The organism is Kitasatospora sp. NPDC051164, assembly GCF_044455625.1.
Classification (GTDB): domain Bacteria; phylum Actinomycetota; class Actinomycetes; order Streptomycetales; family Streptomycetaceae; genus Kitasatospora.
The window spans coordinates 227,353-246,366 of the sequence record NZ_JBITFB010000004.1 but is presented as its reverse complement, the minus strand read 5'-3'; the positions used below and the strand labels follow the sequence as shown (position 1 = coordinate 246,366).

17 protein-coding genes are annotated in these 19,014 nt (G+C 75.6%); 7 read left to right on the top strand and 10 right to left on the bottom strand.

The genetic code is table 11. The annotated features are described in order from the left end of the window. Positions 1-133: 133 nt before the first annotated feature. The 4 genes from ACIBEC_RS08160 to ACIBEC_RS08145 form a co-directional block, all read right to left on the bottom strand. Complete coding sequence (locus ACIBEC_RS08160; RefSeq protein ID WP_360492746.1) at positions 134-1,036, bottom strand: hypothetical protein; 903 nt, start codon at positions 1,034-1,036, stop codon at positions 134-136. A gap of 215 nt (positions 1,037-1,251) precedes the next feature. Continuing rightward, positions 1,252-2,271 (bottom strand): N-acetylmuramoyl-L-alanine amidase, encoded by a 1,020-nt coding sequence (locus tag ACIBEC_RS08155; RefSeq protein ID WP_360492743.1) that lies wholly within the window; start codon positions 2,269-2,271, stop codon positions 1,252-1,254. 7 nt (positions 2,272-2,278) lie between these two features. After that, complete coding sequence (locus ACIBEC_RS08150) at positions 2,279-3,586, bottom strand: hypothetical protein (RefSeq protein WP_360492740.1); 1,308 nt, start codon at positions 3,584-3,586, stop codon at positions 2,279-2,281. A gap of 198 nt (positions 3,587-3,784) precedes the next feature. Further along, a complete protein-coding gene (locus ACIBEC_RS08145) occupies positions 3,785-4,438 on the bottom strand; it encodes a class I SAM-dependent methyltransferase (protein WP_360492737.1) in 654 nt (217 codons plus the stop codon). 298 nt (positions 4,439-4,736) lie between these two features. On the opposite strand from ACIBEC_RS08145, the gene ACIBEC_RS08140 reads away from it, so the two are divergent. Beyond that, positions 4,737-5,819, top strand: coding sequence for a Zn-dependent alcohol dehydrogenase (locus ACIBEC_RS08140; RefSeq protein WP_360492734.1), 1,083 nt, complete (start codon positions 4,737-4,739; stop codon positions 5,817-5,819). A 152-nt stretch (positions 5,820-5,971) separates the two neighbouring features. Here the strand turns inward: ACIBEC_RS08140 and ACIBEC_RS08135 are convergent, their stop codons facing one another. From ACIBEC_RS08135 to lanL, 4 genes are all read right to left on the bottom strand, one after another. Further along, positions 5,972-6,142: a hypothetical protein gene (locus ACIBEC_RS08135; RefSeq protein WP_360492731.1), complete on the bottom strand. Its 171-nt coding sequence runs from the start codon at positions 6,140-6,142 to the stop codon at positions 5,972-5,974. A gap of 617 nt (positions 6,143-6,759) precedes the next feature. Further along, entirely contained in the window at positions 6,760-6,903 is a 144-nt protein-coding gene (locus ACIBEC_RS08130) for a VenA family class IV lanthipeptide (RefSeq protein WP_350630852.1), read from the bottom strand. Between the two features lie 141 nt (positions 6,904-7,044). Continuing rightward, positions 7,045-9,033: an alpha/beta fold hydrolase gene (locus ACIBEC_RS08125; protein WP_360492727.1), complete on the bottom strand. Its 1,989-nt coding sequence runs from the start codon at positions 9,031-9,033 to the stop codon at positions 7,045-7,047. After that, positions 9,030-12,059 (bottom strand): class IV lanthionine synthetase LanL, encoded by a 3,030-nt coding sequence (lanL, locus tag ACIBEC_RS08120; protein ID WP_360492724.1) that lies wholly within the window; start codon positions 12,057-12,059, stop codon positions 9,030-9,032. The genes ACIBEC_RS08125 and lanL overlap by 4 nt, the downstream gene beginning before the upstream one ends. A 435-nt stretch (positions 12,060-12,494) precedes the next feature. Here lanL and ACIBEC_RS08115 point away from each other — a divergent pair, with 435 nt between their 5' ends. The 3 genes from ACIBEC_RS08115 to ACIBEC_RS08105 are packed head-to-tail and all read left to right on the top strand — an operon-like array spanning position 12,495 to position 15,239. Then, on the top strand, positions 12,495-13,358 hold the full coding sequence (locus ACIBEC_RS08115; RefSeq protein ID WP_360492722.1) for a Nif3-like dinuclear metal center hexameric protein: 864 nt from the start codon (positions 12,495-12,497) through the stop codon (positions 13,356-13,358). Beyond that, entirely contained in the window at positions 13,355-14,098 is a 744-nt protein-coding gene (locus ACIBEC_RS08110) for a C4-type zinc ribbon domain-containing protein (protein WP_360492719.1), read from the top strand. The genes ACIBEC_RS08115 and ACIBEC_RS08110 overlap by 4 nt, the downstream gene beginning before the upstream one ends. 4 nt (positions 14,099-14,102) lie before the next feature. Continuing rightward, positions 14,103-15,239, top strand: a complete 1,137-nt coding sequence (locus ACIBEC_RS08105) for a bifunctional RNase H/acid phosphatase (protein WP_360492716.1) — start codon at positions 14,103-14,105, stop codon at positions 15,237-15,239. A gap of 87 nt (positions 15,240-15,326) precedes the next feature. Here ACIBEC_RS08105 and yaaA read toward each other — a convergent pair whose 3' ends face one another. Together yaaA and ACIBEC_RS08095 are read right to left on the bottom strand one after the other, a co-directional pair. Continuing rightward, positions 15,327-16,112 carry a peroxide stress protein YaaA gene (gene yaaA / locus ACIBEC_RS08100; RefSeq protein WP_360492713.1) on the bottom strand — a complete coding sequence of 262 codons (786 nt, stop codon included), beginning with the start codon at positions 16,110-16,112 and terminating at the stop codon, positions 15,327-15,329. Positions 16,113-16,122: 10 nt separating this feature from the next. Then, positions 16,123-16,575 carry a DUF3995 domain-containing protein gene (locus tag ACIBEC_RS08095; protein WP_360492710.1) on the bottom strand — a complete coding sequence of 151 codons (453 nt, stop codon included), beginning with the start codon at positions 16,573-16,575 and terminating at the stop codon, positions 16,123-16,125. A gap of 172 nt (positions 16,576-16,747) precedes the next feature. Here ACIBEC_RS08095 and ACIBEC_RS08090 point away from each other — a divergent pair, with 172 nt between their 5' ends. From ACIBEC_RS08090 to ACIBEC_RS08080, 3 genes are read left to right on the top strand one after another with little or no spacing between them, the layout of a single operon-like run. Then, positions 16,748-17,086 carry a hypothetical protein gene (locus ACIBEC_RS08090; protein WP_360492707.1) on the top strand — a complete coding sequence of 113 codons (339 nt, stop codon included), beginning with the start codon at positions 16,748-16,750 and terminating at the stop codon, positions 17,084-17,086. Further along, the gene (locus ACIBEC_RS08085) at positions 17,083-17,463 is read left to right on the top strand and encodes a type II toxin-antitoxin system death-on-curing family toxin (protein ID WP_360492705.1); all 381 of its coding nucleotides are present in this window, start codon (positions 17,083-17,085) and stop codon (positions 17,461-17,463) included. The genes ACIBEC_RS08090 and ACIBEC_RS08085 overlap by 4 nt, the downstream gene beginning before the upstream one ends. 41 nt (positions 17,464-17,504) lie before the next feature. Next, complete coding sequence (locus ACIBEC_RS08080) at positions 17,505-19,001, top strand: RNB domain-containing ribonuclease (RefSeq protein ID WP_360492702.1); 1,497 nt, start codon at positions 17,505-17,507, stop codon at positions 18,999-19,001. Positions 19,002-19,014 lie beyond the last annotated feature (13 nt).

Sequence of the window (19,014 nt, the reverse complement as noted above, 5' to 3'; positions counted from 1 at the left end):
CCCCGGCGGGGGGGGGGGTCCCTCAGGGGTGCTCCGCCACCGCTGCCCGGCACGCCGGGGCGGGCCGCCCCCCCGCGCCGGGGGGGGCCCGGCACCCCGGGCCCCCCCCCTTCCGTGTGCGCGTCCGAGGACGTCAGCCGCGCTGGAGGCCCGTGGTGTCGGTCAGCACACCCTGGGTGCCGTCCGCCAGCTGCGCGACCAGCGCGGCACCGCGCTGCTCGACGGCCAGGTACCAGGTACCGGGCACGACCTCGCCGATCGGGGCGCCGGCCGGGTTGTCCTTCGGGGCCAGCTGGCGCGGGGACGGGACGGCGAACCAGAACGGCTGGAAGTCCGCCGCCGGGGCGGCCTGCGCGGCCGGGGTCGGCTGCGGGGCCGGCACGCCGGCGTCCTGCGGCTGACCGAGCTGACCGGGCTGCGGCTGGCCGGCGGCCGGGAAGCCGTAGCCGCCCTGGGCGCCGAACGCCGGGTCGTGGCCCTGGGCCGGGTAGCCGTACTGGCCGGGCTGACCGGGCGCACCCGGGTGGCCGGGCTGACCCGGGGCCGGGTAGCCGCCCTGGTACGGGGCGGCCGGGCGGTCGGAGACCAGCGGGGCCTTCAGCGCGGGCACCAGCGGGCTCGCCGCGGCCGCGCCGGCGAGCACGATCAGCGCGATGAAGCCGAGCCAGGCGCCGAAGCCGTGGCTGATGCTGCCGCCGGACGGGCCGCCGCCGAGCGACCAGATCGAGGTCCACAGCGCCGCGACGGCGAACGCGATGCCCCACTGGTCCAGCCGCAGGCCGAGCACCTGACGGTTGGCCGCGTCCTTGCCCTGGAAGCGCTGCACCAGGATCAGCACTGCGGCGGCGATGCCCAGCAGGTAGATCGAGGGCAGGATGGGGAACAGCTCCGTGCTCCACGCGTTCTGCGAGGCGTCGGGTCCGCAGTACCGGCCGGCGCAGCTCACGGTCCAGTAAGGCAGGAAGGAGGCGATGAAGAGCAGGACGGCCGCGCCTGCGACGGCGGCGTCTCCCCTGGTGAGAGCGCGCAGATTCACTAACGTTCCCCTCGTTGACGTGTCGTGGACGGTGGTTCGTGCGGTCAGGCTGACCGGCCGAAACTCCCGAACGGACCAGAAGCCTAGGCCCAACCGTCCTGCCGGTGCACGGCGGGACCGGGAATGGGGCGAAGTCGTTGCAAACCACGCGGGCCGGGCGGAGCACCGTCCGCCGGGGTGTGCGGCTCAACTTCCCTACTGGGACTTCGAGTCTTCTATTGAGTCGTCAGGAACGCGGTCAGCGCGTCGGCGATACCCTGGGCGGCCTGCTGGCGCCACTGAGGGTCCGTCATCCGCTTCGCGTCCGTCGAGTTGCGCATGTTACCGCACTCGATGAACACCTTGGGGACGGTGGACAGGTTGAGGCCGCCCAGGTCGGAGCGGGTGTCCAGGCCCTGGCTCGCGATGTAGTCGGCGTACGGCTCGCCGGTCGCGGTGTGGAAGTGGTCGCGCAACAGCAGCCCGAGCCGGTGCGAGGGTTCGACGATCGACGAGTTGTCCGCTTTCCCGGCCACCACCTTGGCGGGCATGATCACGTGGAAGCCGCTGCCGCTCGCCGGGCCGCCGTCCCCGTGCACCGAGACCGCGACGTCGGCGTGCGCGTCGGCGCCGGCCCGGGCGCGCTCGTCGATGCACGGGCCCCAGGGGCGGTCGCCGTCCTGCACCAGCACCACCTTGGCGCCCCGGGCGGTCAGGATCGCGCGGGCCCGGCGGGAGACGTCCAGTGTGTACTCGGCCTCGGTGTAGCCGGCGTTGGTCTCGGTCCCGGTGGTGTCGCACTCCTTGCGGGCGTTGCCGATGTCCACCTGACGGTTGATCTCGGCGGAGTGCGCGACGTTGCCGGGGTTGTGACCGGGGTCGAGGAGGACGGTGCGACCGGCGAGGCTGTTCGCCTGGGCAGGGGTGCCGGTCGGCGCGGCGGCCGGCGGCTGCGACGGCGTCGCGGCGGGCGCGTCGGCCGCCGGGGCGTCGGGGGTCGGGGCGTCGGGGGTCGGCGGCGGCGCCACGGGTGGGGTGAGGGGCGCCGAGGCGGAGTCGGCGGCGCCCGTCGGCGCGCCGGTGCCCTGCGGGTCGGCCGGGGCGGAGGCGGCGGCTGTGGCGCCCGCCGGACCGGAGTGGTCGAGGGCCTGCCAGCCCAGCCAGCCCGCCGTGCAGAGCGGAACGGCCGCGGCCACCACGGTGGTGACGCGCAGCAGGGTGGAACGGCGGGGCGGTCGGGGGGCGGTGCCGGTCACGGGTCGGTCAGATCCTGTCCTGGGTTCGCGGGGTCAGGCCGTAGCTGATCGCGATCGGGTTCCACTTGGTCATGAAGTCCGTCTTCGCCTGGGTGGCCTGCGGGTTGAGCTCGTCCGCGTGCTTCTTGTCCTGGGTGGTCGGGGCCCTGCCGGAGCAGCCCTGGGTGGCGACGGCGCGCGCCCAGGTCGCGTACGCCTTGTCGATGTCGGCGGACAACTGCCAGGCGGACTTCAGCGAGTTCAGCGCGTCCGTGCCGCCCGGCACGTCCGTGAGGGTCAGCTTGCCGAGCTTGGTCAGCAGGGCGGTGCGCTGGTTGGCGCCGCCGTCGAAGACCTGGGCCGCGCTCTCGATGTCGGCCTTCGACGGGCAGCTGATCACCTTGGCGACGGCGCTGCCGATCGGGGCCTTGGCGCTCTCGCCCTCGCTGAGCAGGCCGTCCAGCGCCTGCGCCTGGGCCTGGGCGTTGGGCCCGGCGCCGGTCGCGGTCGGGGACGGCGCGGCGGTCGGCGAGGCCGGGGTGCTCGCGGCGCCGCTCGGCGCGGCGTCCGTGCCGGTGGGCGCGGAGGCGGGCGGCGGATTGCCGGAGCCGGCCGTGGGGGCGGCCGTCGGGGCCGGTGCGGCCTGGCCGTTCTTGTCGCTGCCCCGGGCGGCGAACAGCAGGCCGCCGCCGATGGCCAGCACCAGGAGCAGGGCGAAGCCGATCAGCAGCGGGGCCTTGCGGTTGGCCGGGCGGTCCCCGTCGTCGTCCGGGTAGGCGGTCGGGTAGTCGGCCTCGTGAGGGGCCGGGTAGCCGGGCTGGGCGCCGTACGGGGGCTGCGGCGGGGCGGCGGGGGGCTGGGGGTAGCCGTAGCCCTGCGGGGGCTGCTGCTGCGCGGTCGCGCGGGAGGGGAACGGCGAGGCCGCGGGAGGGGCTGCCGGGGGCTGCGCGGCGGCGGCGCGGGGGATCGGGGCGGTCGGCGGGTCGTAGCCGGGCGCGGTGGCCAGGTACGGGCGGGCGCCCAGCGGCGGGCCCTGGTCGCCGACGGCGCCGGGCACGGGCGGCGGGACGGCCCGGTCGGCCCGGTCGAGGCGGGGGTCGGCGGGGGACTGCGGCGCCGCCGCCGGCTGCGGTGCGGTGGGTGCGGCGGTGTACGGGGTGGTGGGTGCGGCGGTGTACGGGGTGGTGGGTGCGGCGGTGTACGCGGTGCCCGGCGCGGGGGCCTCGGGGGCGGGCTCGGTGCCGGCAGGGCGCTGCGGGCCGCGCACCCAGCCGCCGGCACCGCCGCGCGCCGTCGGGTCCCAGACCGCCGGAGCGGTGTTCTGCTGGTCCGTCATGTCGCTGCTGGCCCCCACCGTCCGCCGATGCTCTGCCTGGTGCTGCGCGGCCACCGTACCGTTCGAATCCGCGCCGGACAGCCCCGGCACGACGTTAGAGCATCGGTGCGGGGCCGTGGGGCGGCTTGGGGGATCCGAGGGGCCGTGGGGGGTGTGCGGGGGTTTGGAGGGGGTCTGCGGGCTGTCGAGGGGCCCGGGTCAGCGGGCGGAGCGGCGCAGGACGCGCAGGGAACCGGTCACCGAGACCTCCTCGAAGCCCTCGGCGAGCGCCCGCAGGTACACCCGGTACGGGGCCTGGCCGCCGTCCGCCGGGTCCGGGAAGACGTCGTGCACCACCAGCAGGCCCTCCGGCGCCAGGTGCGGCACCCAGCCCTCGTAGTCACCGGTCGCGTGCTCGTCGGTGTGCCCGCCGTCGATGAACACCAGGCCCAGCGGGCGCCCCCAGAGCGCGGCGATCCGCGGCGAGCGGCCGACCAGCGCCACCACGTGCTCCTCCAGCCCGGCGGCGTGCAGGGCGCGGCGGAACCGGGGCAGGGTGTCCATCAGCCCGACCTCGGGGTCGACCAGGGTCGGGTCGTGGTACTCCCAGCCGGGCTGCTGCTCCTCCGAGCCGCGGTGGTGGTCCACGGTCAGCGCCACCGTCCCGGCCTCCCGGGCCGCCGCCGCCAGCAGGATCGCCGAGCGGCCGCAGTAGGTGCCGATCTCCAGCACGGGCAGGCCGGTGTCGCGGGCCACCGCCACCGCCGCCGCGTACAGCGCGAGCCCCTCGTCCACCGGCATGAACCCGGTGGCCGCCTCGAACGCCGCCAGCACCTCGGGCGCCGGGCAGGCGCTCTGCAGCAGGTCGGACATGCGATGCTCCTCGGGTCGGGACGGGGACGGACGTGGTCGGACCCTACTGGACGGTAGCGGTGGCGGTGTCGGCGGGCCCGGACGCGGGCCTGGGTGTGGGCCCGGACGTGGGCCTGGACGCGGGCCTTGGCGGGGGCCTGGACGCGGCCTTGGCGGGGTCGGAAACGGCGAGCCCGGGCTTTCGGCTCTTTGCCCACCCTTTTGAAACCTGTTCTCCTGATATTGCGGAGGCCATGTCAGAATCGGCCCCGTCCTAGGATCCACTCCGCGTCACGCGATGCACACAGGGAGCAGCCCCATGCGCGCAGCCGTCCTGCACAAGACCGGCCAGGACACCCTCGACGTCCGCGAGGACGTGACCGCGGTCGGCTTCGGAAAAGGCAGCGTCCGGGTCCGGATGCGTGCCGCCAGCCTGTGTCACTCCGACCTCTCCGCGATGAGCGGCGTCCTGCCGCAGCCCGCGCCGTTCGTCCCCGGGCACGAGGGCGCCGGAGACGTGCTGGAGGTCGGCGAGGGCGTGACCGGCCTCGCCGTCGGCGACCGCGTGGTGCTCTGCTGGATGGCCCCCTGCGGCCGCTGTGACCACTGCGCGCAGGATCGCGGCCACCTCTGCGTCACCAGCCTGCGCCGGCTCGGCGCGCCGGGCTTCCGGATCGAGGAAGGCGGCCTGAGCGCCTCCGGCTTCTACGGCACCGGTGCCTTCGCCGACGAGGTCGTGGTCTCCGCCGACGCCCTCATCAAGGTGCCCGCCGACCTCCCGTACGAGGTCGCCGCGCTGATCGGCTGCGGGGTGACGACCGGCATAGGCGCGGCGGTGAACACCGCCAAGGTCGAGCCCGGCGCGTCCGTCGCGGTGATCGGGGCGGGCGGCGTCGGCGTGGCCACCGTGCAGGGCGCCCGGGTCTGCGGCGCCGGCCGGATCACCGTCGTCGACCCGGTCGCCTCCCGCCGCGAGCGCGCCCTCTCCTTCGGTGCCACCGAGGCGATCGCCCCCGAGGAGCTGAAGGCGGTGGCCAAGAAGCTGCCCGGCGGCGGCTTCGACTACGTCTTCGAGGCGGTCGGCCGCGCGGCCACCGTCCGGGCCGGCTACGACGCGGCCCGGCGCGGCGGCGCGGTGGTCGTCATCGGCGCGGGCGCCCAGGACGACCTCGCGCAGTTCACCATGGGCGAGCTGTTCTTCAACGAGAAGCGCCTGCTGCCCTCGCTCTACGGCGGGGCGACGGTCCGGCGCACCATCGCGCTGGTCGTGGACCTCTGGCGGGCCGGACGGATCGACCTCGACGGCATGATCACCCACCGGGTCGGCCTGGCGGACGTCAACGAGGCGATCGCGCAGATGCGCAGCGGCGAGGCGCTGCGGACCGTCGTGACGATGGACTGACGTACGGCCCGGCGCGCGGACTGGCACGTGGACTGACGCAGGAACTGACGCACGGACTGATGCTCCGACGGACGAGGGCCCGCCGGGGAGCGTTGCTCTCCCGGCGGGCCCGGTGCGCGTCGCGTGCTGCCCGGGGCGTGACGCGGGTGGGATCAGCCCCGCGCCGCGGCCGCGCGGTGGCGGCCGTGCGGGTCGGACTCCGAGCTGTCGTCGGCGGCGGAGCGGCCGCGGTGACGGCCGTGCGCGGAGTCCCCGGCCGTCTTCTCGTCGGCGTCGGTCCCGTTGAACGCGTGGCCGGTGATGTCGGTGAGGGTGTCGGACATGAGAAATCGTCTTCCGTGCGGAGGGTGCTGGTCATCGGCGCCCGGCCGACGCCGGTGGCGCGCGGTCGGGTCCCCGATCGGGCACTCGGTACGCGCCCGTAGCCGGTGATCGCGGCCCGGCCACCATAACGGCCGGAACGGGCGAGATCCTATCGAGATCACGACGCGAGACCCGCCCTGGTCCGGGGCCCGGAACCGAGCCAGTGACCGACCAGCTCGCGGTAGAGCGGGGACAGCACCTGAAGATCGCCGTGCCGGGCCGACAACCCCCGCCCGCCGTCCAGGCCGCCCGGCCAGGAACCCCTGGTCGACGGCGGCCGCGACGAACAACCCGGACACCAGCGGCGGGCCGGAGCCGGAGCGTCCGACCAGGGCGACCGTACGGCCGCCGGGGATGGTGAGGTCGAGCGGGCCGAGCAGCACCCGGTCGCTGTCGCGCACCACCACGCCCCGCAGTTCGACCTGCAACCGGGGGCTTCCGTCGGAGAGTCGGAACGTACGGGGACGTGTCGGAACGCAGGGGGAAGAAGAAGACGGGTGCCGTCCCTGCCTGTCCGGACAGGCAGGGACGGCACCCGGTGACTACCGCCCGATCAGCGGTCGGCCGAGCCGGTGGCTCAGCTGACGGTGAAGAGCAGACAGGTCAGGATGAGGCAGGTGTACTGGCAGCCGTTGCCGTGGCCGGTCAGCTCGACGGACTCGGTCTCCGGCAGATCCTGCAGCGCCGCGAGGTCGGTCTCGAAGTCCACCATGTTCTCCATGATCGTTTCCTCCCCTTGAGGTCACGCCCGCCGCGCTCTGCGTGCGGGGCGTCGGGTGTCGCACCCCGGGCGGTCTCCATCCACCGCGTCGGGGTGTGCCCGGGCCTCGGCGGGCCCGGGAGTCTGTGGGATGCGGGCGGCTCAGCCCGGTCGGCCGGTCCGCAGGAACGCGGCCAGCAGCTCGTGCAGGACGGCGGCGCCCTCCTCGGCGAGCACCTCATGCCCGGACCCGGCCGCCTCGACGTACCGGAAGTCCTCGCCCTCGACCCGGCCGATCCGCAGCAACTCATGCCGCAGTGACCGCGATTGGCTGACCGGTACCACCTCGTCCCGGTTGCCGTGCACCACCAGCAGCGGTGCGCTCAGCCGGTGCGCGAGCTGCAGCACGTCGCGCGGGCCGCGGGCGTCGGCGATCGGCTCGCCGCCGCCCAGCCGGGTGGTCAACGCCCGTACGGGGGGCGCCGCTTCGGCCAGCAGTCGGGCGCCGGACAGGAAGGGGGCGACCACCGCGCAGCGGGCGACCTGCCCGGCCGGCGCGTGCGCGGCCGCCAGCAGCGCCAGGAACGCGCCGTAGCTGACCCCGAACAGCGCGGGCGGCTCCAGGCCGAGTGCCGCGCGCTGCCCGGCGATGCCGTCCAGCAGGTACAGCACGTCGTCCAGGTCGGACCCGCCCCAGGCGCCCCGGATGGCCAGCGCGTGCGCGACGCCGTAGCCCGTGGAACCGCGCTGGTTGGGTGCGACCACCGCCAGGCCCTCGGCGGCCATCCGCTGCAGTGCCGGGTCGAACTCCAGCCGCCAGGCGTCGGCCGGGCCGCCGTGTAGCGCCAGCACCAGGTGGGGGCTGCTCAGCCAGGTGTCGCCGCCGTACACCACGGCCTCCAACGGACCTGCCGGGCCCGCCAGTTCGAGGCTCTGCGCGGGATGCCAGCGGCCGCCCTCGCCGGGCGGGGTGCTGCCGTCCAGTCGCCAGCCGGGCGGTGGGATCCGGACGCCGGGCGCCGCGCCGGGCTGCCAGGGCAGTACGGTGCCCCGCCACGGGCCCGGCAATCCCGAGGTCAGTGGCGCGAGTTGCAGGGGCAGCGGCATCGGGCCACTGGTCGGCGCCGGGCCGTGCGCCAGCAGCGCGTCCACGTCCAGGGTGGCCAGCGCCGCCGGGTGGTCGGGGGAGGAGTACGGCAGCCGCAGCCCCGCCGCGTCCCAGTGCCCGACCGCGCCGAGCCGCCCGGGCGGCACCGGCAGCGGGTCCAGCCGCCCGGTGGACGGCCGCCACAGGGCGAGCGCCGACCCGGCACCGTGGTCGATCTGCACCGCGACCCGGGGGCCGTCCGCCCCCCGCCGCAGTGCCACCGGCCGCAGGAACATGCCCGCGACGTGCAGGCACTCCGGGAACCGCAGCGGCTCGCCGCCGCCGAGGACGCCCCAGCCGAGCCGGTCGGTGCCGGGGGCGTCGCTGCGCACGATCGCGAACCGGCTGTCCGGGTCGAACAGCACCAGGCGGTCGTTGCTGCGCTCGCCGATCTCCAGCAGCGGGGTGGTGGTGCCGCTGCGCAGGTCGAGCACCACGCTGCGGACCAGGCCGCCGTTCACCCGGTCCAGCGCGAGCAGCGCGCCGGTGTGGTCCAGCCAGGCGCCGCCGCCGTGCAATCCCGGGATCTCGGCGACCCGTTCGGGCTCGCTGCCGTCCGTCCGGACCAGCCAGGCGGTGGTCGCCGGTCGGGTGTCGGTGCCGAGGGCGATCGCCACCGGCGTCCGGAGGTCGGCGCCGGCCGCCACGGGGAGCGGCAGCAGACGCAGCCCGGCCATCCGGAGGGAGGCCAACGGCTGCTCCACGGTGGCGGTTTCGCCGTAGTGAAGGCGGACCAGGTCGTGCCGCTCGCCGTCGTGCCGGCAGACCAGCACCGAGCCGTCCGGCACCGCGACCAGCTGCGAGCGCAGGCTCTCCGAGCGGTTGCCGGACAGTGGCAGCGCGAGCGGCGCGGCCGGCGTGCCGTCCTGTGGCAGTCGCCAGCTCTCCACGTACCAGCCGCTGTCGGCGGAAGCGGCCAGGCAGGCGGCGTGACTGCCGTCGGCGGCGAAGGTGAAGCTCAGCCGGCGCAGGGCCTGTGTCATGGTCCGGATGGCCACGTTCATGCTCCGCTCACCCCGCCTCCAGCGGACGGGAGTTGGCGTACGACGGGTGGCGCCGGGTCCAGCCAGAGCCGGGGGCCGCCGTGGCGCAGTCGCAGCAGGAAGGCCAACGGGCCTGCCGTGCCGGTGCCGTAGGCGGGGGCACAGCCGGTGCCGGTCTCGTCCGGGAGGACCAGCAGACCGTCGCGCAGGGCCGCCCGGGCGGCAACGAGGGTGGCCAACTGCTCGACGCCGGTGCGGAATCCGGGCTCGCCGGTGGCCTCGGCGAGGTCCAGCAGGAACTCGCCGTCGCCGGCCAGCCCGTGGCAGGCGCTCACCCCGCTGTGCCAGCGGGCGGCCAGCACGGCACGGCCGGCGGCGCGGGCCAGGCCGAGCGCTTCGGCGTCGCCGGTGGCGCGCCAGAGCCGCAGCAGGAAGCTGCCCGTGCCGGAGGAGCCGCTGCACCAGTGCGCGAGCCGGATGTGCTCCGGATCGGCCGCGCTCTGCGGCCACCAGGCGGTCCCCTGCCCGTCGACCTGCGCGGTGCCCTGCTCGCTGTTCTGCCGCTCGCCGTTCTGCCGATCGCTCCACCGTACGGTCGCGGCGAGCGTCCGCCCGGCCTCGGCGGCACCGGTGAGCAGGGCCTGGTCGCCGGTCGCCTCGGCGGCGGCCAGGAGGAAGGCGCCCACGCCGGCCACGCCGTGGGCGAAGCCGAGATGGGTGATCCCGGCGAGCGCCGAGTCGAAGTCCCTCGGCACCGGCCAGACCGTCCCGTACGGCTCGCGGCGGGCGGCGGCGAGCAGGGCGCGGGCGCCGCGAGCAGCCCGGTCGAGGAAGTCCGGAGTATCGAAGTCTTCTGCGGCGAACCGTAGTTGGGTGAATCCGGCGCCGGCAGCGCCGTGACAGACATCGGGGTTGGGCCACTCGACGGCGATCCGGCGAACGAGCCCGGCGGCGCGGTCGGCCAGCGCGGTGTCGCCCAGCACGCGGGCGGCGTCCAGCAGCGCCCAGGCCGTCCCCGACCGCCCGAAGTGCAGCCCTGGCAGTACCACCGGCTCGGCCGCGATGCGCCGCTCGATCCAGCTCACAGCGGTCCGGGCCGTCCGCGCCGCCTCCGCCCGTACCGCGTCCGGCAGCGCGTCGGCGGCGACCGCCCGCGCCAGCACGGCCAGCACCCCGGCGGCGCCGTGCTGCACATTGCACGGATCGGTGCGTTCACCGGCGGGCACCACGGTCCACAGCCGGTCCCGCCGCTCCGGCGTGGCGGTGGCGGCGAGGTGCCGCAGGCCGTCGTGCAGGAGGCGGTCGAGCAGGAGGCGGTCGGGCGGCGGGGCGTCGTCAGCGGTGGCCCCGGGAGCGGCGGCGGCACGAGCGGCGCCCTGCCGGGCGGACGCGTGCCGGGCGGAGGCGTGCCAGAGCGACGTGACGGCGGTGGGTCGCGCGGCGCGGCCCCCCGGGCCCGCGTCCTCGCGCAGCGACTCCCGCACCCGCGCGACACTCCACCGCTGCTCCGGTTCCTCGGCCCGCAGCCCGAGGATCGTCGGAGCCAGGCGGCGCGCGGTCGTTCCCGTCCGCGCCGCGAGGGCGAGCCAGCGGCCGAGGCGTTCGGCGACCGGGCGGGCCTGCGGGAGGTCGTCCGGCAGGAGCGGGTCGTGGCCGGTGGCCAGGAGGAAGAGCAGCCCGCCGAGGGCGTACAGGTCGACGGCCGGGTCGGCGACGCAGCTGCCGGCGGGGGCGAGCCGGCCGGGCCCGTGCTCGGGGGCGCGGTAGCCGGGGGTGCCGGCCGATCCGGCGGCCCGGCCGACCTCGGCGGCCAGTTCGAGGTCGACCAGCCGCAGCGTGCCGTCCGGGCGGACCATGACGTTGCCGGGGGAGAGGTCGCGCAGCACCAGGCCCTGGGCGTGCACCCGCTCGACGAGGTCGAGGAGGGCATGCGCGACCGGCCCGGCCTCGGCCCAGTCGACGTCGGGGCTGCCGTCGCGTCGCAGTCGGGCGGTGACCCAGCTGCCCAGCGGCTGTCCGGCAATTCGTTCCTGCACCAGGAAGACGGAGTCGTCCTGCTCGATCAGTTCGACCGCGTGCGGCGCCAGGTCCTGCCCGTCCAGGCGGTCGAGCAGCGCGGCCTCGTGACGCAGCGCGTCGCGGGCGTCGGTGCCCGCGCGGTCGACCTCGATGTGCGCCCGGGCCTGCTTCACCACGACCTCGGCGCCGCTCGACGCCTCCCGGCCGAGGAACACCCCGCCCTTGGCGCCGTGCCGCACGGCGGCGGTCACCGCGTACCGCCCGGCCAGCAGCACGCCGCCCTTCCGCCTGCCCGAAGCCGAACCCGCAACCGAAGCCACGCCCGAAACCGCACCTGCAGCCGCACCCGCACCCGAAGCCCCGGCCGAACCGGCCTCGGCGCGCAGCGGATCCCGCGCCCACCCCGGCGCCCGGTACGATCCCCCGCGCACGTCCTCGGTCCGCTCCCCGCCCGGCCCGCGCAGCACCGACCGGTACTCCCCGTCGTTGCCCAGCTCCGCCGGCAGCGCGAACGCGCCGTACCGGTAGTGCACCCGGCTCCCGGGCCGGTACGGGCGGTCGGAGAGCACCACCGGCCCCGGCAGCCCGGCGGTGGCCCGGTCGAGCTCGGCCGCCAGCCGTTGGAACTGCGCGTCGTCCGCCGGATAGACGGTGATGAACTTTCCCGCCGAACCACGGTCGCTGTTACGGGAGTTGAGCTGGCTCAGCCGCTCCTGCGCGGCGGCGAACTTGAAGCTGCACGGGTCCTCGGCGAGCACCCGGACGACCGCCGAGAGCACCTCCTCGCCCACCACCGACGCCGCGCTCACATGGAGCTTCCACCCCTGTTCGGGCAGGGGTGAGGACGCGGACGGCCTGGCCGTGCACCAGAAGCCGCCGACGGTGACGTTCCAGCCGCCGTCGCCTCCCCGGCCGCCGGCACCGGCCAGCGCCGTCCGCGTCGTCTCCGGCCACGAACCGGCCGCATCCGGTCCGCGCCCCGCCGACCCCTGGCCCCCGGCAGTACGCAGCGATGTGCCCGCGCTCATTCGCCACCACATCCCTTCGTCTGTTGCCGCCCCTCCGGGGGCGATGAGGCCGCGCCTCTTGACCGGCGGGGCCCAGGCCCGCGCCGACGGGGTGCCCGCCCCGCCCGTCAGCCGGGGCGACTGGGGCAACTCCCTTTCGCAGGACTGAAGTTAGTTTCGAGAAAACCGGCGGTTCAACGCCGAGCCGGTCACTTCACTCGTAAGGGTGGTCCAAAGGCGGTTTCGAATTCGTACGAGAGCCCCGATGTGAGCAGTGGGCGCCGGGCGCACCGGCGCGCACGGCCCGCGCGGGGCGGCCCGCGCGCCTCCGCCGCAGGTTGACGCGTATCCGTACGCCGGCGGCACCCCCGTCCGAACAGCCGCGACGGGGCGCGCCGACCGGTGCGGCGAACGGCCGAGGCCCGACCGCCCCCGCGCGCACGGTAGTCTCGACAGGTGCCGAAACTGTCCGACGTCATCACCGCGCTCGAAGAGGTCTACCCGCCGCAGTGGGCGGAGTCCTGGGACGCCGTCGGCCTGGTCTGCGGAGACCCTCAGGCCGAGGTCAACCGCGTCCTGTTCGCCGTCGACCCCGTCCAGGCGGTCGTCGACGAGGCCGTGGAGTGGGGCGCCGACCTGGTGGTCACCCACCACCCCCTCTACCTGCGCGGCACCACCAGCGTCGCCGCCACCACCTTCAAGGGCCGGGTGGTGCACACGCTGATCACCAACGGCATCGCCCTGCACGTCGCCCACACCAACGCCGACCACGCCGACCCGGGCGTCTCGGACGCGCTCGCCGAGGCGGTGGGCCTGCGGGTGACCGGCCCGCTGGTGCCGGACCCGACCGACCCGCTGGGCCGTCGCGGCACCGGCCGGATCGGCCTGCTGGAGCCCCCGCTGACCCTGTCCGCGTTCGCCGCGCAGGTCGCCAAGGGCCTGCCCGCCACCGCCGCCGGCGTCCGCGTCGCGGGCGACCCGAACCGGCTGGTCAGCCGGGTCGCGGTGTGCGGCGGCTCGGGCGACAGCCTCTTCGCCGACGTACGGGCGGCCGGTGCCGACGCCTACGTGACCGCCGACCTGCGCCACCACCCGGCCTCCGAGGCCGCCGAGGCGGCGCCCGTCGCGCTGGTCGACGCCGCCCACTGGGCCACCGAGTGGCCCTGGCTCGGCCTGGCCGAGCGCGCCCTGCAGTCCGCCGCCGACAAGGGCGGCTGGGCCGTGGAGACCAAGGTCTCCCACCGGGTCACCGACCCGTGGACCGCGCACGCCCCCATGTCCTTCACCGCCTGCCCCGATTCACAGGAGCTCTCCGCTTGAACGCCGCGCCCGCCGACCAGACCCGCCTGCTCGACCTCCAGGCCTTCGACTCGAAGCTCGACCAGCTGGCCCACCGGCGCCGGACGCTGCCCGAGCACGCCGAGATCGACAAGGCCTCCGCCGACCACACCGCGCTCAAGGACCTCGTCGTCGCCGCCGAGGCCCAGAAGGGCGACACCGCCCGCGAGCTGACCAAGGCCGAGCAGGACGTCGAGCAGGTCCGCACCCGCGCCGCCCGCAACCAGCAGCGCCTGGACTCCGGCGCGATCACCTCGCCGAGGGACCTGGAGAACCTCCAGCACGAGATCGGCTCGCTCGCCAAGCGCCAGGGCGACCTCGAGGAGGTCGTGCTGGAGATCATGGAGCGCCAGGAGAGCGCCCAGACCCGGGTCGAGGAGCTGTCCGCCCGCCTGGAGCACTCCACCGTCGTCCTCACCGAGGCCGAGGGCCGCCGCGACGCCTCCTTCGCCGAGATCGACGCCGAGGCCGACAAGGTCAAGCGCGACCGCGAGACCATCGCCGCCGTCATCCCGGCCGACCTGCTCAAGCTGTACACCAAGCTGCGCGAGACGCAGGGCGGCGTCGGCGCGGCCCGCCTCTACCAGCGCCGCTGCGAGGGCTGCCGCACCGAGTTCTCGATCACCGAGCTGAACGCCATCAAGGCCGAGCCGGCCGACAAGGTCGTCCGCTGCGAGAACTGCTCGCGGATCCTGGTCCGCACCGCCGACTCGGGCGTCTGATTCGGTGGCGGCGCGCTTCATCGTCGAGGCGGACGGCGGGTCCCGGGGCAACCCGGGGCCGGCCGGCTACGGCGCGGTGGTCCGTGACGGGGACACCGGGCAGATCGTCGCGGAGGCCGCCGAGTTCATCGGCCACGCCACCAACAACGTGGCCGAGTACAAGGGCCTGATCGCCGGGCTCAAGGCGGCCCGTGAGCTCGACCCGGACGCCTCGGTGGACGTCCGGATGGACTCCAAGCTCGTCGTCGAGCAGATGTCCGGGCGCTGGAAGATCAAGCACCCCGACATGCAGCCGCTCGCCGCCGAGGCCCGGACCGTCCTCCCGCGCGGCCGGGTCACGTACACCTGGATCCCCCGCGAGCGGAACAAGGACGCCGACCGGCTGGCCAACGAGGCGATGGACGCGGGCAAGGCCGGGCGCCAGTGGGAGCCCAGGCCGAAGGCCCCGGCCGTCGCCGACGAGCCGCCGCTGGAGACCGCCGCCCCCAAGGCCGGCTGGGCCGCCCCCGCCGACCTCGGCACCCCGACCACCTTCGTCCTGCTGCGCCACGGCGAGACCCCGCTCACCCCGGAGAAGCGCTTCTCCGGCAGCGGCGGCAGCGACCCGGAGCTCTCCGACAGGGGCCGCTGGCAGGCCGAGCGGGCCGCCGAGGCGCTCGCCGCGCGCGGCAGCATCCAGGCCGTCGTCGCCTCCCCGATGCGCCGCACCCGGCAGACCGCCGAGACCGTCGCCGCCCGGCTCGGCCTGGAGGTCCGGTACGAGGAGGGGCTGCGCGAGGTCGACTTCGGTGACTGGGAGGGCCTGACCTTCGCCGAGGTGCAGGAGCGCCACCCGGAGGACCTGGCGGCCTGGCTCGGCTCCGCCAAGGCCAAGCCGACCGGCAGCACCGAGAGCTTCACCACCCTCACCCACCGGGCCGGCGTCGCCCGGGACAAGATCATCGCCCGGTACGCGGGGAAGACCGTGCTGGTGGTCTCGCACGTCAGCCCGATCAAGACGCTGGTCCGGCTGGCGCTCGGCGCACCGCCGGACTCGATGTACCGGATGGAGCTGAGCGCCGCCTCGCTCTGCGCCGTCCAGTACTACGCGGACGGCAACGCCTTGCTGCGGCTGCTCAACGACACCTCGCACCTGCGCTGATCACCGCGCTCCGGTGCCGACCGCCGCGCTCCGGTGCCGACCGGCCGCGCACCCGCGTCGGCCCGGGGTGCACCGGGTCGGCGCCGCTCAGTGCACCTCGGTGACCACCACGTCCAGCTGCCACGGCTTGCGGGCCGTGCCCTCCGCCGCGAGCTCCACCCGGTGGCCCAGCTCCTGCAGCGCGTCCATCAGCTCGCCGGGCGTCTTCGGCTCGGCCCCGGCGACCAGCAGGTCCCGGACGAGTCGGCCCTTGGTCGCCTTGTTGAAGTGGCTGACCACGGTGCGCTTGCCGCCCCGCTCCTGCAGCACCCGGACGGTCGCGGTGCGGGCGACCACCTCGCCGGCCGGCTTCCAGGCCGCCGCGTATGCGGAACTGCGCAGGTCCAGCACCAGCCCGTCCGCCACCTCCGGGAGCGCGGCGGCCATCGGGCTCCGCCAGTACGCCCCGAGCGCCCCCGGCCCGGGGAGTTTCACGCCCATCGAGCAGCGGTAGGACGGGATCCGGTCGGAGATCCGCACCGCGCCCCAGAGGCCGGAGAAGACCAGCAGTGAGCGCTCGGCCCGGTCGTACGCGGCGGAGTCCAGGGTGGCCAGGCCGAGGTTGTCGAACAGCACCCCGGTGTACACCTCGCCCGCCGGGCGGGCCCCCGCCGTCGGCAGGCCGGCGTTCTTGGCGATCTCGCCGCGCAGGCCGGGGGAGAGGCCCAGCACCTCGGCGGCGGTGGACTCGTCACCCCGGCAGAGCTCCACCAGCGCGTCCAGCACGGCCCCGCGCGCCGCCGTCAGCCCGGGCAGCGACAGCCGGTCCAGCGCCACCGGCCCGCCGTCCCCGGACCCGGCCTTGCCCTCCGAGGGCGGCAACAGCACCAGCACAGCGGACTCCTCAACAGTTTGTGGCGGACGAACCCCGCCACCCTACTGCGGCCGCTCCGGCTCCCAAGGCCACGCACAGGGGCGAGTAGTACCGGCGGTTCAGCCGCGTGAACCGCTCCGAGCGCTCGATCACGGTGCCGAACAGCGCCACCCCGCCGATCCCGCGCGCCAGCATCACCCCGGCCACCGTCCGCACCCCGGCCCGCCGCAACCGCCGCGACCCCGCCTCCGGCAGCACCCCGGCCTCCGCCCCCACCAGGTACGCGGCCGCCCCCAGCAGCCCCGCCACCGCGACACAGGCCGCCGCCGGCGGCACCCCCTCACCCGCGCCCACGACGGTGTCCGCGAACTCCTCCGGCGTCTTCAACGGCCACGGCGTGACCGCCCACACCGCGTGCAACGCCCCCGTCGCCGCCAACGCCCCCGACACCACGACCCCGGTCGCCCTCACCACACCGCTCATCGCCCGAACCCCCTTCGCGCAGTTCCCTGTGCGTCCACCGTACGAGCCCTTACACCGGGCCCCACCCGCCCCGCCGGGCCGCCACCCCCTGAAGGAGACGGTGGCGGCGGGGCAAACCGGTGGGAACATCCCGCGCCCGCCACTACCGTGAGCAGCGAGGAGAGTGATCGAGATGACCCTGCGACCCCTGGACCTGGTACCCGACGACGGCGACGCCGTGGAGGAGTCCCTGTCCGTGCGGCTGCCCGCAGGCCTGCCGGAGGAGACGCGGCGGGCGCTGGAATTCGCGCTGCGGGCGACGGCGCAGGCGGTGATGGCCGGGCGGGTGCGGGTGACGGAGGCGCCGGGCGGGTCGGACACCGCCGAGCTGGCCTTCGAGGTCCGCCAGTCCGAGGTGCCGGAGGCGCTCACCGAGCAGGCCCGGCCGAGCAAGGACGAGCGCCGGGCGGCCATGGTGGCCCGGATCCGCGCCGCCAACGCGGAGACGCTGGAGAGGCTCAGAGACCTGTGACGACGCACACCGAGTACCTGGACCTGGAGGACGTCACCTACCTCGCCGGCGGTCCGGAGAACATCCGCGACCTCGGCGGCCTGCTCTCGGCGATCGCCCGTCCCCAGGCGAGCCTGTTCGGCGGCGACGCCTACCCGGACCTGTGGTCCAAGGCAGCCGCCCTCGGGCAGAGCCTGGCCCGCAACCACCCCCTGATCGACCGCAACAAGCGCACCGCCTTCGAGGCGATGCTGCTGTTCCTGGACTACAACGGCGAGCCGTACACGGACCCGCACCCGGACGACGCCGTGGCGTTCATGCTGCGGCTGGCCACCGGCGGGTACGACGACGCGGTCGCGCTCGCGGCAAAGGACCTGAAGTCCCTGCTGGGACGCTGAGCCTCCGTCCGGAATCACCCGATTCGCCCTACGCTGCCTCCATGCCTCGCCGAAAACTGCGCGTCAAGGCCGCCGACTCCGCCCGGATCAACACCGAGCTGACCGAACTCCGCACCCGCCTGGAGATCCACACCGAGTGGCCGGAGGCGGTGCTGGCCGAGGCGGAGGAGGCGGCCGAGCGCCCCCGGCTGCCCGAGTACGACGCCACTGACCTGCCGCTGTTCACCGTCGACCCGCCCGGCTCCCGCGACCTCGACCAGGCCATGCACCTCACCCACCGCGCCGGCGGCGGCTACCGGGTGTACTACGCGATCGCCGACGTCGCCGCCTTCGTGCGCCCCGGCGGCGCGATCGACGCCGAGGCCCGTCGCCGGGTCGAGACGCTCTACTTCCCCGACCACCGGATCCCCCTGCACCCCACCCGGATCTCCGAGGACGCCGCCAGCCTGCTGCCCGGCGAGCCCCGGCCCGCCCTGCTCTGGCAACTGGACCTGGACGCCGACGGCGCCGTCGTCCTCGCCGACCTGCACCGCGCCCTGGTCCGCTCGCACCGCCGCCTGGACTACGCCGCCGTCGAGCGCGCGGTGGACCTCGGCGGAGCCGACGAGCAGCTCGCCCTGCTCGCCACCGTCGGCCGGCTGCGCGAGGAACAGGAACGAGCCCGGGGCGGGATCAGCCTGCCGGTGCCCGAACAGGAGGTCGAGGAGACCCTGCACGGCTACGTCCTCGGCTACCGCGCGCCCGGCCCCGCCGACGGCTGGAACGCCCAGATCTCGCTGCTCACCGGCATGGCTGCGGCCGAGCTGATGCTGGACGCGGGCGTCGGCCTGCTGCGCACCCTGCCCGTCGCGCCCGCCGCCGGGTACGAGCGGCTGCGCCGGATCGCCGCCGCGCTGGACGTGGACTGGCCGCAGGCGCTCCCGTACCCGGAGCTGATCCGCTCCCTGGACCCGGACGTGCCGCTGAACGCCGCCTTCCTGAACGCCTGTACGAGCCTGCTGCGCGGCGCCGGCTACCACGCCTTCGACGAGTCCCGCGGCCTGCCCGCGCCCGCCGAGCCGGGCCACGCCGCGCTCGCCGCCCCGTACGCGCACTGCACCGCGCCGCTGCGCCGGCTCGGCGACCGCTTCGCGCAGGAGGTGTGCGCGGCGGTGGCGGCGGGGGAGGACGTGCCGGAGTGGACGCGGGAGGCGCTGCCGTCCGTGCCGGCGCTGATGGCGAGCGGGGACCGCCGCGCGGGCGAGGTCGAACGCGCCTGCGTGGACCTGGTGGAGGCGGAGCTGCTGGCGGGCCGGGAGGGCGAGGACTTCTCCGCGGTGGTCATCGACGTGGACGAGAAGCGGCCCGCCGTCGGCACCGTGCAGCTGCGCGACCCCGCCGTCCGGGCCCGCTGCGACGCCCCGGGCGCGGAGGCGGGCCCGGGCACAGCCGAGGGCCCGCACGGCGCCGTCGGCCGGCTGCCGCTCGGCCGGGTGATCGACGTCCGGCTGACGAAGGCCGACCCGACCACCCGGACCGTCCGCTTCGCAGCGGTATGACCGGGTTGTTGTC